Source organism: Rhizobium sp. NPDC090279, assembly GCF_044769665.1.
In the GTDB taxonomy this organism is placed as follows: domain Bacteria; phylum Pseudomonadota; class Alphaproteobacteria; order Rhizobiales; family Rhizobiaceae; genus Rhizobium.
In genome coordinates this window covers 374,887-388,601 of the sequence record NZ_JBIVYI010000003.1, presented here as the reverse complement: position 1 = coordinate 388,601, position 13,715 = coordinate 374,887, and the positions used below count along the sequence as shown (strand labels likewise).

Annotated in this window: 12 protein-coding genes and 1 tRNA gene; 4 read left to right on the top strand and 9 right to left on the bottom strand. The window is 61.5% G+C overall.

Going from position 1 to position 13,715, the window contains the following annotated elements; genetic code table 11:
• Positions 1-199: 199 nt before the first annotated feature.
• From ACIQWP_RS09890 to ACIQWP_RS09870, 5 genes are all read right to left on the bottom strand, one after another.
• The gene (locus tag ACIQWP_RS09890) at positions 200-1,237 is read right to left on the bottom strand and encodes a 4-hydroxyproline epimerase (protein WP_402785620.1); all 1,038 of its coding nucleotides are present in this window, start codon (positions 1,235-1,237) and stop codon (positions 200-202) included.
• A 173-nt stretch (positions 1,238-1,410) separates the two neighbouring features.
• Positions 1,411-2,703: an alpha/beta hydrolase gene (locus ACIQWP_RS09885; protein ID WP_402786107.1), complete on the bottom strand. Its 1,293-nt coding sequence runs from the start codon at positions 2,701-2,703 to the stop codon at positions 1,411-1,413.
• A 561-nt stretch (positions 2,704-3,264) separates the two neighbouring features.
• Positions 3,265-4,146, bottom strand: a complete 882-nt coding sequence (locus tag ACIQWP_RS09880) for an aldo/keto reductase (RefSeq protein ID WP_402785617.1) — start codon at positions 4,144-4,146, stop codon at positions 3,265-3,267.
• Positions 4,147-4,357: 211 nt separating this feature from the next.
• Positions 4,358-5,002 (bottom strand): TetR family transcriptional regulator, encoded by a 645-nt coding sequence (locus ACIQWP_RS09875; RefSeq protein WP_402785614.1) that lies wholly within the window; start codon positions 5,000-5,002, stop codon positions 4,358-4,360.
• A 62-nt stretch (positions 5,003-5,064) separates the two neighbouring features.
• A complete protein-coding gene (locus tag ACIQWP_RS09870) occupies positions 5,065-5,712 on the bottom strand; it encodes a class I SAM-dependent methyltransferase (RefSeq protein WP_402785612.1) in 648 nt (215 codons plus the stop codon).
• 216 nt (positions 5,713-5,928) lie between these two features.
• Here ACIQWP_RS09870 and ACIQWP_RS09865 point away from each other — a divergent pair, with 216 nt between their 5' ends.
• Positions 5,929-6,849 (top strand): oxidoreductase, encoded by a 921-nt coding sequence (locus tag ACIQWP_RS09865; protein ID WP_402785609.1) that lies wholly within the window; start codon positions 5,929-5,931, stop codon positions 6,847-6,849.
• A 75-nt stretch (positions 6,850-6,924) separates the two neighbouring features.
• Here the strand turns inward: ACIQWP_RS09865 and ACIQWP_RS09860 are convergent, their stop codons facing one another.
• Entirely contained in the window at positions 6,925-7,401 is a 477-nt protein-coding gene (locus ACIQWP_RS09860; RefSeq protein ID WP_402785606.1) for a BA14K family protein, read from the bottom strand.
• Between the two features lie 147 nt (positions 7,402-7,548).
• Here ACIQWP_RS09860 and ACIQWP_RS09855 point away from each other — a divergent pair, with 147 nt between their 5' ends.
• The 3 genes from ACIQWP_RS09855 (at position 7,549) to ACIQWP_RS09845 (ending at position 10,603) form a co-directional block, all read left to right on the top strand.
• Positions 7,549-7,998 carry a MarR family winged helix-turn-helix transcriptional regulator gene (locus tag ACIQWP_RS09855; RefSeq protein WP_402785604.1) on the top strand — a complete coding sequence of 150 codons (450 nt, stop codon included), beginning with the start codon at positions 7,549-7,551 and terminating at the stop codon, positions 7,996-7,998.
• Positions 7,995-9,551, top strand: a complete 1,557-nt coding sequence (locus ACIQWP_RS09850) for an MDR family MFS transporter (protein ID WP_402785601.1) — start codon at positions 7,995-7,997, stop codon at positions 9,549-9,551. Before ACIQWP_RS09855 ends, ACIQWP_RS09850 begins: the two co-directional genes overlap by 4 nt.
• Positions 9,552-9,682: 131 nt before the next feature.
• On the top strand, positions 9,683-10,603 hold the full coding sequence (locus ACIQWP_RS09845) for a LysR family transcriptional regulator (RefSeq protein WP_402785598.1): 921 nt from the start codon (positions 9,683-9,685) through the stop codon (positions 10,601-10,603).
• A 53-nt stretch (positions 10,604-10,656) separates the two neighbouring features.
• On the opposite strand, the gene mgrA is transcribed toward ACIQWP_RS09845, so the two are convergent.
• The 3 genes from mgrA to ACIQWP_RS09830 all read right to left on the bottom strand — a co-directional run bounded on the left by mgrA (position 10,657) and on the right by ACIQWP_RS09830 (position 13,691).
• Positions 10,657-11,682, bottom strand: coding sequence for an L-glyceraldehyde 3-phosphate reductase (mgrA, locus tag ACIQWP_RS09840; protein ID WP_402785595.1), 1,026 nt, complete (start codon positions 11,680-11,682; stop codon positions 10,657-10,659).
• Between the two features lie 286 nt (positions 11,683-11,968).
• Positions 11,969-12,045, bottom strand: a tRNA-Arg gene (locus ACIQWP_RS09835).
• A gap of 125 nt (positions 12,046-12,170) precedes the next feature.
• On the bottom strand, positions 12,171-13,691 hold the full coding sequence (locus ACIQWP_RS09830; RefSeq protein WP_402785592.1) for an ATP-binding protein: 1,521 nt from the start codon (positions 13,689-13,691) through the stop codon (positions 12,171-12,173).
• Positions 13,692-13,715 lie beyond the last annotated feature (24 nt).

Sequence of the window (13,715 nt, the reverse complement as noted above, 5' to 3'; positions counted from 1 at the left end):
CCGGCCTCCTGAGCTTGTCGAAGGGCGGCCACCTTCTCCCCGCTCGCGGGGCGGAGGGGATGCACGCACCCACAGCCTCCCTACCAGCAATTTACCTAGACGGACATGCGGAACTCATCCCCTCTCCCAGTATGCGGGGAGAGGGTTAGGGCGAGGGGCAAAACTCTCCAGACGATAGGAACTGATTGTCCGGCTAACCTTAAATATCCCCCGCCGACGGCCCCCAGACATCCGTCATCGCAAAGCCTTCCGCCATCGGATCGAACGGGTCAAGCGCCACCTGGCTGAGGCCGAAGGTGAAGCCGCGGCCGGTGATGGTGGGGATGATGGCCGGCTTGCCGGCTACTTCGGTTTCCGCCTGAAGGCCGACTTCGAACTCGGAACCGATGATCGAGCGGGACTTGAAGACATCGCCGACCTTGGCCTTGCCGCGCGCATGCAGCGTTGCCAGATTGGCGGAATTGCCGGTGCCGCAGGGCGAGCGGTCGGCGCGGCCAGGCCACATGGTCGTGCAGGTGCGGATGGCGCCATCGGCATCGATGTCGCGGAACATCACATAGGCAACGCCAGAAATCGCCGGAATTTCCGGATGGACGACGGTCATGGCCCGGTTGATGGCATCCTTGATGACCATGCCGGCCTGCACGAGGGCCGCTGCATTCGCCTTTTCGATCTTCAAGCCGATCTGGCCGACATCGACGAGCCCATAGAAGATGCCGCCATAGCAAAGGTCGAGCTTGATCCCACCCCATTGCTGCGTATCGAGCGCGACATCCAGCTCATGCACGAAAGACGGCACCATGGTCAGCCGCACCTTCTCGCAGCGGCCGTCGCGGCAGGTCGCCGTGGCGCGGACGAGGCCAGCCGCAGTTTCGAGCGTGACGAGTGTTTCCGGCTCCTTCATCTCGACGATGCCGGATTCAAGCAATGCCGTGGTTACGCAGATGGAATTGGAGCCCGAGCTTGCATGCGCCTGGTCCGGCTGCAGGATAATAAAGGCAGCATCGGCATCCGGGTGCTTGGCCGGCAGCAGCAGGTTGACGGAGCCGATCGGCGCGCCACGCGGCTCCAGCACGAGGAAGCGACGGAGTTCTTGGCCCTTCGGATCGGTGTTCAGCCAGCGCAGCTGTTCGGCGATGCTGTTGCCGGGGATCTTCGGCACGCCGCCGATGGCAACCCTGCCGATCTCACCTTCGCAATGAACATCCAGCAGCTGGATCGTGCGCTTCCATCTCATTTCATAGGCTCCCATCAGACGTGTCGCGTCATGCCGCCGCCAACGCGGATATTCTGGCGGGTAAACCTGGCCAGCGCCATGCGTCGTCCTCTGATATATCAGATTAGGCGGTGTGGCTATGGCGTTCTGCGCAGCGCTGAAATGCCTCCGACGAGCAACTGGCCGTGAAAGCGCTATTGCTTCAATGCGTCCCCGACATTGTTGCCGGTCGCCTCGACGCTATCGCCGAGCGAGCCGACAGTATTGTTGGCCGACGCCCCGACGCGGCGCCATTGTTCACCGTAATTCTGGCGCGTGCGGGGATCGAAGATGGCGATCGGGGCGCTGACGGCGGCACCAGCCACGCTGCCGACCGTCTGGGCGGCACCCATGGCGACCGCGCCGACGGCATCGCCGATACCGACATCGGAATCGGTAATCGTCTGCCCTGCAATCAACCGGGCGCCGATCAGCTTCACCACTTCGGGGCTTTCGGCGAATTTACCGTGATTGAGACCGTCGCCGGTCTTGAGCTTGGTAAGGTCGAGCACGGTGATCCCCTGCCTTTCCAACTCGCTGCGATAGGGCTCGGCGGCGGGATCGATCTGGCCAAGACGGTCGATATTGCCGGAAATGCGTCGCGATAGGGAAAGAGCGCGGTCGTCACGCGAGACGAACAGCGTGAAGTGCGGCTTGTCCTTGCCGAGTGCCGCGAATTGCCGCCCGAAGACGTCGACGTCGAGATCGGGCGAGGCCAGGATGACGTTCTTGATCTTCGGCGCGACACGACCGTTGCGGATCGCCATCTGCCGCAGGGATTCGACGGCAAGCCAGCTTCCCATCGAATGTGCCATGACGGTGATGTCGCCAACGGCAGGATCGGCCGCAACCCGGCGCAACAGTTCCTCAAGAGAGTCACGGGAATAGTTCGTGCTCTCCTTGTCATAGGCGTAATCGAAGATGCTGGCGCGTGACGGCCAAGTGAACACGATCGGCGCGACGTCGGCATGCGAATCGTGAACGATCTGCGCGAAGCGATAGACCGCATCCTCGTAGCGGTTGTTGAAACCGTGCACGAAGATCAGCACCCGCTTATTCTTCGGCAATTCCATATGCACCCAGGCTCGCCCATCCGCTTCCGTCGCCAGCGGCTTGACGGCCGTCGTCACGAAATTCTTCAAGGGGTTGCCGGGCAAACGGCTCGGCCATTGCACCTGACCGACCTTGCGGTTGGCTTCGGGCGGAATGGAGACGCTGACGGCATCCACCTTGAGCCCCGGCCCGCGCTCGCCTGAAAACAGAATGGCCGGGTCCTTGTCGGGCAGGCGTGTCGTGGCGACGAGGAGATCGACCTTGGATGTGCCCGGGACGTTTTCACTGACGGGCTGCATGACACCGACAGGACGGCCGCATGCGGCCAGCGACAATATCGCAACGATGGCCACTGTTCGGAAAAACAGCCTTCCCCGTCGGTCCGAACTCGCCATGCGCTGCATCATGCAACCCTTCCTTACGCCAGAATGTCGCGCCACTCTACGCATGGATACCTGCGGCGCAAGCGACTCCAGCGGTTCCTGACCACATGATGCGATGCTAATTCACGACGGCATTGCAAAGGCGCAACGCCTTTGAATGTTCGGCAAGTCACTGACGAAGTTGGGATAAAAAAAGAGCCCGACGCGGGAGGAGGATGCATCGGGCTCTTGATCCGGATTGGCAACTGGGAGGAGGAGGAGTGTTGCCAATCATTGAAGGAGCGCTGGGAGGAGGAGTGCGCTGCCTTCGAGGGATTAGATAGAATGCATGCAGCGGCGTGAACAGACCGGCTTTCGCAATGCAGCAATGCGCTATACGCATTGCTTTCTTCGTGAATGCCAAAAATATCGCATAGCGCCAGCATTCCCGGGCTTCTGAGCGCCTATTTTACAGTCGTTATTTGCCGAGACCTCAAGATTCACATGTTTGTGATCGCCGTTTTTGCATTGGAAGCGCCTGTCACAGGCATCCGGCCGGTGAGTTCTGTCCCACCGGCCGGGCGATTTCGGTTTTCAAGCCGCCTTGAACGCCTTCTTACCTTCGGCGTCCAGCGCCGCGAACTCCTCGTCGGAGAGGACGATGTTCACGGCAGCGGTGTTTTCCTCGAGATGCTTGACCTTGCCGGTTCCGGGGATCGGCAGCATGACCGGGCTGCGCTTCAGCACCCAAGCGAGCGCGATCTGGCTCGGAGCGGCATTGTGCCTCTTCGCGATAGTATCGAGCAGCGAGCCTTCTTTGGCGAGATCGCCGGCGGCCAGCGGGAACCAGGGAATGAAGCCGATGCCGTGCTTTTCGCAATAGTCGAGTACGTCTTCGCTGGTGCGATCGACCAGATTGTAGCGGTTCTGCACCGTCACCACCTTGAAATGCCTCGATGCAGCTTCGATGTCGGCAACCGAGACTTCGCTGAGGCCGGCGTGGCGGATGAGACCGTCATTCAACAGCGATTTGACAGCATCGAACTGCTCGGCCGCCGGCACCTTGGAATCGATGCGATGCAGCTGCCAGAGATCAATGCGGTCGACGCCGAGATTGCGCAGGCTCTTGTGCGCCTGCTGGATCAGATATTCGGGGCGACCCAAAGGCACCCATACGTTCGGGCCAGTGCGGGTGAGCCCACCCTTGGTCGCGACGACGAGACCTTGGCCATAGGGGTGGAGCGCCTCCTTGATCAGGCGTTCCGAGACGTCGGGGCCGTAGGAATCGGCCGTATCGATGAAATTGATGCCGAGTTCCGGCAGGCGCTTCAGCGTGCGGACGGCTTCGTCATGGTTTTCAGGCTCGCCCCAGATACCGGCGCCGGTGATGCGCATGGCACCGAAACCGAGACGATGAACGGGGAGGTCACCGCCGATCTTGAACTGACCGGACTTGGCTGCGTCGAATTCTGACATGGTTATAGTCCCTTTTGCTGGTCTGAAATGTATCTGGCATTTGCGGCGTCCGGGGAGGAGCCGAGATTTGACGTGCAAATCGAGGGTTTCGCGAGGGGAATACAGTTGCGACCCAACAGTACATGGGACTGCATCGGGACATATGCAATGGATCGGCGCACAATGCGACATGGCCGATCAGCTTGGCTTTCGTCCGCCTAATCCGGCGAAGTCATGTGCGCCGCCGCACCTGCTCGCCGAGATCGGCAAGCGCCGTCCAGAGCTCGTCGAACATGTCGCGAGCGAACCGCTCCAGCGAAATATCCTGCCGGGACTGCGCCCAGCGCTCACCGCCGATGCGCAGCATCGCCACGACAGTCGCGGCAAGCATGCCGAGGCGGAGATGTTCCTCTTGGCCTCCACGGCTGCGGGCATACAGCGCATCGGCAAGCTTGCCTTGCAGCTTGGCATATTTCAGCTGATCGCGGGCACAAAGCGCCGGCGTATTGCGGATCAAGACGGTGAGAGCAAGGCTTTGCGGATCGGCAATAGCGGCACGAAGGGCGGAATTGACCGCCACCTCGATGACGTCCACGATCGAAGCAGCCTCGGGCTGCGCCGCGACTGCATCGATCAACTCGTGGGCAAATCCATCCTGCCAGGCGGCAACCACCTCTTCCTTGCTGGGAAAATAGTCAAAGAAGCTGCGCTTGGAAACATCGGCCGCCTCGGTAATGTCCTCGATGGTCGTGGCGTCAAATCCGCGCTCGAGGAACAGCCTTAGGGCGGCGGATTCGATGCGTTCGCGGGTTTGACGACGCTTGCGCTCGCGCCGGCCTTCCTTCACCGCGCTATCGACATCCGGCTTCTTTGCCATCCGCTACCCCTGCCAGGCATTCGCTTAGGGCCACCCCAAATCGGCCCGCCGGCTTCCGGCGCCTAAGCGCCGATTCCGGCATTCTCTCCGGTGCTACGATATTTGGAGCCAGTGATCGAGAGCTCCAGAGGATTTTCTCGCGATATCCTGTAGACGCCGGCGGGCGGAATGTTGCGCACCGTACCGCCGATGCGCTTCGCCTTCAGCCCGAGGCTTTCGAGGATCGGTTTCTGCACCGGGCAACGTGGGCCATAGGTGAACTGATAGAAGGCCCCTCCCGGCTTCATCGTTTCGAAGGCGCCGCCGACAATGGCCGCGACCTTGGAAGGCGGCATGGACAGCAGCGGCAGGCCGCTGACGACCGCACCGAAAGGCGCATCGTCGAAGAGGCCGCATTGGCTGAGCCGCGCCGCATCCATTTGCACCACCCGCGCCTCTGGAAAACGCCCGCGCAGGCGGACGGTAAATTCCTCGCCGAATTCGACAAGCGTCAACGCGCTTTCGGGGATGCCACGCGCCAGCAACGCACGTGTGAAGACGCCCGTGCCCGGACCGAGTTCGAGGATCGGACCATCGAACGGCTCGATCTCCTGCGTCATCAACCTCGCCAGCCGCTCGCCCGAGGGCGCAACCGCTGCAACGCGCATCGGGTTGCTCACCCAGGAGCGGAAGAACTGCACGAAATCAGCGCATGAGGTCTTTGTCGTCATTCCGCAAATCCAATCTTCGGCGATATGGTGTGATGAGGACCGAACAGCGTGGCAATTCAAAGGCATGCACTGCCATTGGGCCGTCGAAAATCATCGATACGCAAGCGTGGTCACATACTTTCAGGTAAAATATTTTCATTTATTGCAAACTTGCATTTAGTGTACGAATTACCAGATACAATGGGCAATGCCAAAATCTCTCACAGGAGCGCCGCAATGCCAGACTGGACAGTGAAAGATATTCCGCCGCAAACGGGCCGCATCGCGGTCATCACCGGCGCCAATAGCGGCATCGGCTACGAGGCGGCAAAGGCTCTGGCAGCCGCCGGCGCAAGGGTCATCATCGCCTCGCGCAATGAAGCCAAGGCCAATGAGGCACTCGCCAAGATCCGCGCGGCAACACCCGGCGCCGACGTGACGTTCGAGGCGCTCGACCTTGCCAGCCTCGATTCCGTCGCACGCACGGCCAACCGCATCGCCGATACACTGCCGCATATCGATCTGCTCATCAACAATGCCGGCGTCATGGCCATCCCGGACCGGCACGAGACCGAGAACGGTTTCGAGATGCAGATGGGCGCCAATTATATCGGCCATTTCGCCTGGACGATGCGGCTGCTGCCCAAGGTCTTTGCCGCCGAAAACCCGCGGGTGGTCACGGTCAGCAGCCTGGCGCATCGCAGCGGCAGGATCAATTTCGACGATCTGCAGTGGCGCCAGCGCTATCGGCCATGGCCTGCCTATTGCCAGTCGAAGCTGGCGACGCTTCTCTTCAGCCTGGAACTCGACCGCATCGCACGCGCCGAAGGCTGGAAGCTCAAAAGCGTTGCCGCCCATCCCGGCTACGCCGTCACCGGATTGCAAACCTCAGGCCCTCGCATGGGCCGGGATCGGGCAAGCGCATTCGAGATCATGATGAAGTGGATGGAGCCGCTTGCCTCACAATCGGCGGCCGCCGGCGCCCTGCCGACGCTTTTTGCCGCCACAGCGCCAGAGGCTGAAGGCGGCGCCATGTATGGCCCGAACGGCTTTTATGAACTCAAGGGCCCGCCGGTGCGCGCCAAGATTGCCGCTCACGCCCGTGATCAGGCGATCTGGAAGCGGCTATGGGATGTCTCCGAGCAGTTGACCGGTTGAAGGCGCCGCTGCCGGCAACGGCCTGAAAAGAAATCCCTCTCCGCAAGACGGAGAGAGATTTCAATGTGCTTCACATCATCTGACGACGCACTGACGGCGCGGGCCGTTGGTCGGCTGATAGGTATTGTCCGACGCACGGTAGGTCTTGTAGCGGCTTGCGCACCAACGGACGTGCGCGCTGCCGCGCGGCGGATGGGCAACTGCCCCGCCGATGATCGCGCCGGCGCTGAAGGCCGCCAGCGGATACCACCAGCCATCATTATAACGACGATAACCGGGACGACCGTGGCGATAGCCGCGATGGCCATGCCAATAGCCCGGGCGATTGTGCGGGCGGTAGTGCGGACGATAATGAGGGCGATGACGCCCGCGATAGTGCCTGTTGTGATGGCGATATTGAACTTCTGTCAGGCCAGCAGGCTGATTGTCCGCCTGCTGGATTGCCGGCTGGATCAACGGCTGGATGGGCGCTGCGGCAGCCGGATCGAAAGAGGTCACGGCAAGCAGGGCACTCAGGGCAGTCACTGTTACGGTTGTCAGGAATCGTTTCACAGTTCTTCTCCTCCTCGCAAGTCGTAATACTGGTGAACAACGCGCAGTGATTGAAAATGTTTCACAATATTATCGCTTGCGCAAGTACATGCCGCGCGATAGGTATATAGATAGTAAGCCTATCTATCTATAAGCGAGCAAGGCTCAATGAGCGCAACTGACCGCCACTCAGAGATCGAAGATGCCAATGCGCTCGCCGAAGCGCTGCGCCCTGCCCTTCATCGCCTCTACCGGCAATTACGGCGCGAGAGCGACGATGCCGGACTGTCGCCGCTACACGGCCTGCTGCTTGTCGCCATCATGCGCCAGCCGGGCATCGGCGTTGCCGAACTGGCTCGGATGGAGAAGCTGCGCGGACCGACGATTTCAGGCCATGTGAAGGCCATGGAGCGGGATGGCCTCATTGCTCGCTCCGAGCCCGATCCGGGCGACCGGCGCCGCAACGGCCTGGTGGCGACCCAAAAAGGCGAAGAAATCATCCGCAGTCTGAAACAGCGGAGAACCGACTGGCTCGCCTCCGAGCTGGTCAAACTATCGCCTCGGCAGCGAGACGCCATCCGCGCCGCAATCGAACCCCTCATGGAGATCGGGCAATGAACACCGCTCGCGTGGATACAGTTCCGCCGTCGGCTCCAGCGGCAGGCGACCCGCCCGACCGTCGCGAGATCCGCGCCGTCATACTTGGGCTGATGATCGTTCTCGGTCTTGGCGCCATCGACCAGAGCATCGTCGCCACCGCACTGCCGCGTATCGTCAGCGATCTCGGCGGTCTGACGCATCTCTCCTGGGTGGTCAGTGCCTATGTGCTAGCCTCGACCAGCACCATGCCGCTCTACGGCAAGCTCAGCGATCAATACGGCCGCAAGCCGATGATCTATGCGGCAATCCTCATCTTCCTTCTGGGCTCGATCCTGAGCGGCATGGCGCAGACGCTGATGCAGCTCATCATCTTCCGGGCGATCCAGGGCATCGGCGCCGGCGGGCTGATGCCGCTGGCGCAGATCATCATCGGCGACATCGTGCCGCCGGCCAAGCGCGGGCGCAATCAGGGCTCGATCGCCGCCGTCTTCGCCATCTGCAGCGTCATCGGTCCGATCGCCGGCGGCATCATTACCGATCTTCTGTCATGGCACTGGATCTTCTACATCAATCTGCCGATCGGTGCCGTCGCCCTCGTCATGATCGGCCGCGCGCTGAAACGGCCGCACCACTCGCACAGCCGCCGCATCGACTATCTCGGCGCGGCACTGCTGACGGGCTGTACGACCAGCTTCCTGCTGGTGCTTGCGCTCGGCGGCAACGAATGGGCTTGGGACTCGCCGGAGATTTTCAGCCTCTCCGCCCTCACGCTCGTGCTCTTCGTTCTTTTCATCCTGCATATCCGCCGCGATGCCGAGCCGGTGCTGCCGCCAGATCTCTTCGGCAACAAGCTGTTCGTCGTCGCCTGCATCGTGCTGGCGCTGACCTTCATGGGCATGCTCGGAGCGAGCCTGTTCTTCCCGCTGTTCTTCCAGATGGTCATGGGTGTCAGCCCCTCGCATTCGGGCCTGCTCACCGGCCCGCTGATGATCGGTATCGTCATCTCCTCCATGGTCAACGGGCGCGTGCTGCTGCATCGCTTCGGACGCTACAAGCCGGCGCAGATCTGCGGCCTCAGCCTGGCGACGGTCGCTTTCGCGGTGCTCGCCTGGGCCGCCGCCGCCGGCCAGGGCTTCTGGATCATCGAGCCGGCCGTCTTCGCGCTTGGCCTGGGCCTCGGGCTTGTCATGCCGACCATGACGATCGCCGTGCAGAATGCGCTGCCCCTTGCCCATCGTGGCGTGGGAACGGCGACGCTCGCCTTCTTCCGCTCGCTCGGCGGCCTTATCGGCGTCACCGGCTCGGGCGCCATTCTGGCCTATCGCGTACAGAATGCCGGCGGCGCGCTGGAGGGGGTTCACATATCATCCTTGACGGAAGCCGGCATGAAGCAGCTCGCCACCGCCTCCCCCGCAGCGCATGCCGCGGCGATAGCGCTCTATCGCCACGCCATCGCCATGACCTTTGCGACAGGAACGGCCATCGTGGCACTGGCGCTGATCGCGCTACTATTCCTGCCGGAATTGCCATTGGCGACGGACCATGGGCCGGATGCGAAACGTCCGGGCTGAGCGGCGTCCATTGCTCATCCCAGATCTTCGGGCCAGCGATTGACCACGCGCCGACGATAAGGGTTGCGCAGCGGGAGATCCGGCCGTTTATGCTGAATGACAATCATTCCTCATATGAGCCGCAATCATCCATGTCGACGCCCGAAAGAACGGACCTTGCTGATTTTCGACTGTTTCTGGCGGTGGTTCGCCGGCGAAGCTTCAGCGGGGCCGCGATCGAACTCGGCCTCACGCCTTCCGCCGCCAGCCATGCCATCCGGCGGCTCGAGACGCGACTCGGGGCGAAATTGCTGAACAGGACAAGCCGTGCGGTCTCGACGACCGACCTCGGCGCGAAACTTGCCGAACGGCTCGAGGAAGGCTTCGATCTCATCGCGTCCGCGCTCGAAGATTTGCAGGCGCCTGGAACCGCCCGGTTCGGCCAGCTCCGGTTGAACGTCTTTCGCGACGCGGCGCATCTGCTGGTCGCGCCGGCCTTGCCGGAATTTGCCAGGCAATGCCCCGACGTGCGGCTGACGATCGTTGTCGACGACCGCCCGATCGACATCGTTGCCGAAGGTTACGACGCCGGAATGCGTTATGGCCATCACGTCCCGGAAGATATGATCGCCGTTCCCTTGACCGGACAGCAACGGTGGGTGGTCGCAGGCTCTCCCGGATATTTCGAGGCGAATGGCCGGCCGAACACGCCGGACGACCTCGCCAACCACAAGTGCCTTCAGCTTCTCCTCGGCGACAATGCCGCCTATCGCTGGGAGCTGGGCAAGGGAGACGACGAGCAGAGGCTTCGCGTTCCCGGGCTGATAACGATCAACGATACGACGACGACGATCGAGGCGGCCAAGGCCGGCCTGGGCCTGGCCTATCTGCTGCAAGCGAGAATCGCTTCCGAGCTTTCACAAGGCGCTTTGGAGATCGCTCTCGAACGATATTCCTCCGAGGGCGCTCCGTTTCATATGTACTACAGCAGCAGACGCCACAACCATCCGGCCCTTCGCATTCTCATCAACATCATCCGCTCGCAAAACGGCCTTCAGCGTCTGGCGGGATGACCGCAGGAGAGCCCCGCCCGTTCCGGAGGGAACGAGCGGGAAACGATGTACGATCAGACGATCTGCGACTGGCGACGCCAGAGGTCGATGCCGCTCTCGATTGCGAACCGATCGATATTCTTCAGCTCGTCTTCCGTGAACTTCGTGTTGTTCAGGGCATCGAGGGAGTCGTCGAGCTGCTCGACGTTTCTGGCGCCGATCAACGCCGAGGTCACGGCGGGATGGCGCAGCGTCCAGGCAATCGCCATCTGTGCGAGGGACTGGCCGCGCGACTGCGCGATGGAATTCAATCCACGCACCTTCTCGATGGCCTCCTCGCTCAGCAGCTGCTCGCTGAACGAACCGGAACGCGCTACCCGGGCGTCCTTGGGAACGCCGTTCAGGTACTTCGACGTCAGCAGGCCCTGCGCAAGCGGAGAAAAGGCAATGCAGCCCACCCCCAGCTCCTGCAGCGTGTCGAGCAGCTTGTCCTCGATCCAGCGGTTCAGCATGGAGTAGGACGGCTGGTGGATGAGAAGCGGAACACCCTCCTTCTTCAGAAGCTCGTATGCTGCGCGCGTGCGCTCGGGACCGTAGGAAGAAATGCCGACATAGAGGGCTTTTCCCTGCCGAACGATTTGCGTCAGCGCCGCCATCGTTTCCTCAAGCGGAACATCTTCGGTGGGGCGATGCGAATAGAAGATGTCGACATAGTCGAGCTTCATGCGCTTCAGGCTCTGGTCGAGCGAAGCCAACACATGCTTGCGGGAGCCGCCGATGCCATAGGGTCCCGGCCACATGTCCCACCCCGCCTTCGACGATATGATCAGCTCGTCGCGATAGGCAGAGAAATCAGCCCCCAGAATCTTGCCGAAGTTCTCCTCGGCCGATCCGTAGGGCGGCCCGTAATTGTTCGCGAGGTCGAAATGCGTGACGCCGCGGTCGAAGGCACGCCGGATGATGGATCGACCGGTTTCGAAGACATCGGCACCCCCGAAGTTCTGCCAGAGACCCAGCGAAATCGGCGGCAGCTTGAGCCCCGACATGCCGCACCGCGCATAGGCGACGTCGTCGTAACGGTCTTTGCTTGGGATATACATGGTTCTTCCTTCCTGTGTTGAAGGAAGCATATAACTCAACGTTCACTGGCTCAAATGATCCGCATTCATTCTGTCCATGAACCCAATTCATCGTTGAGCGAAGATATGGATCTAAGGTCGCGACTGCTGGACCGCGCTGCGCTGTCTGAGACAGATAGTGCAAAGCCGGAACACGAGACGACCGCCACGCGGCGATACGATTTGCCGGACGAGAACTATGCCGAACAACACCAGGGCTTGCGCCAAGCCGCTGCGCAGGAATCAAATCGAGATTTTAAGGAAGAAATGGCGCACCCGAAGAGATTCGAACTCCTGACCCCCAGATTCGTAGTCTGGTGCTCTATCCAGCTGAGCTACGGGTGCGTGGCCGAAACGGAAGAAACCGTTGGCGTGGGCGGTTCTCTAAAGCGTCCCTTGAGGGAATGCAAGTGGATTTCTGAAAAAGATCGAGATTTTCGTGCATGTTGACGCCAAGCAGCTGAAAACAATCACTTTTCTTGCAAGCTTCTGCTGCGATAGTCGTCGAGGGAAACCGGGCGGTCGGGAATCTCGATGCGGAACTGCGTGCCGGCCGCCGGCTTTTCGACGAGTGCAATCGTGCCGCCATGGGCAAGCACCAGCTCGCGGGCGATCGCCAGGCCAAGGCCAGTGCCGCCGGAGCGGGCCGAACCGCGGAAGGCCGTGAACAGGTTCTCTCGCGCCTTTTGCGGCATGCCCGGGCCGGTATCGTCGACGGTGATGCTGACGACGCTGCCGATTCGATGTGCCGAAACCGTGATGCGCCTGACGCTGTCCGGTTCCGCCTCGGCGAAAGCGATCAGTGCCTGAAGAGCATTGCGGCAGAGATTGTGGATCACGCGGAACAGCTGCTCGCTATCGGCGTCGACCTCCAGATCGGGGTTGAGCTGCTCGACGAATTCTATGCCGGTGTCCGGATCGATCGCCAGGATATCGCGCACCTCCTCGATCAGCTCGAATATACGGATCTTGCGCCGGCGGGGCGCCGATTCCGAGGTCTGGCCATAGGACAGGACCTCGGTCGTATAGCCGACGGCGCGATCGATGGTGCGCAGCAGCTTCGGGGCGAAGCGCTTGACCATCGGATCATCGACATCGACCAGACGGTCCGACATCAGTTGCGCGGCCGAGAGGATATTGCGCATGTCGTGATTGATCTTCGATACCGCCAAACCGAGTGCCGCAAGGTTCTTCTGTTGCTTCAGGGTTTTCTGCAACTGCGACTGCATGGAGGCGAGATGCCGGCCTGCGACGGCCAGTTCGTCTCCACCCTTTTCGGGAACGAGAACGCGGCCTGGGTCCTCCGGATCGTCCGAATAGGCCTGCATGCTGTCCGTCAGACGGCGGATCGGCCGGATCATCATGCGGTTGATCGCGAAGAAGATCAGCGTTGCGGTAAACAGCGAGATCAGGATGGAGACGAAGAAGACGCTGACCGAATAGGCAAGCATCGCGTTGCGCAGGCGGGTATCCTTCAGCACGACCTCGACACCAGTGTTGGCGTCGCCGCCGACCGGACCGAAAACGCGGATGATGCGATTGCCGCCGAACAGTAGCGTATCGAGCGCATCCTTGATCGCGGTGAGCTGGGACACGTCGCTGAGGTCGTATTTCTCGTCGACGGAGGCCGGCATTTCAGCCGTCGCCAGCAGGCGCGAGGTGCCGTCCTTGCGCAAGACGATGGCCCGCGTGCCCGTGGCCATCAGCGTCTCCTTCTGCAGGGCGCGCGGCAATTCCGCGGGCTGCAGGCCATCGATGACGATGGCGGCGGCGGCGGCCGTGTTCAGCCGATCCTCGAGCCAGCGCAGCCGCATGTTGGCGACGGAGGGCACGAAGATCAGCACTTCCGCCAGAGAAATGAAGACGACGGTGAGAATGAGGAGCTTGCCGGAAAGGCCGCCGAAAATGCCCGTGGGGCGGCAAAACTGGGACAGGCGGCCCTTCTCGACCTTGCCGTCCTTTACGGCGCCCTTGTCCTGCCCACTGTCCATTTCAACTGTCCCGCTTCGCTGCAA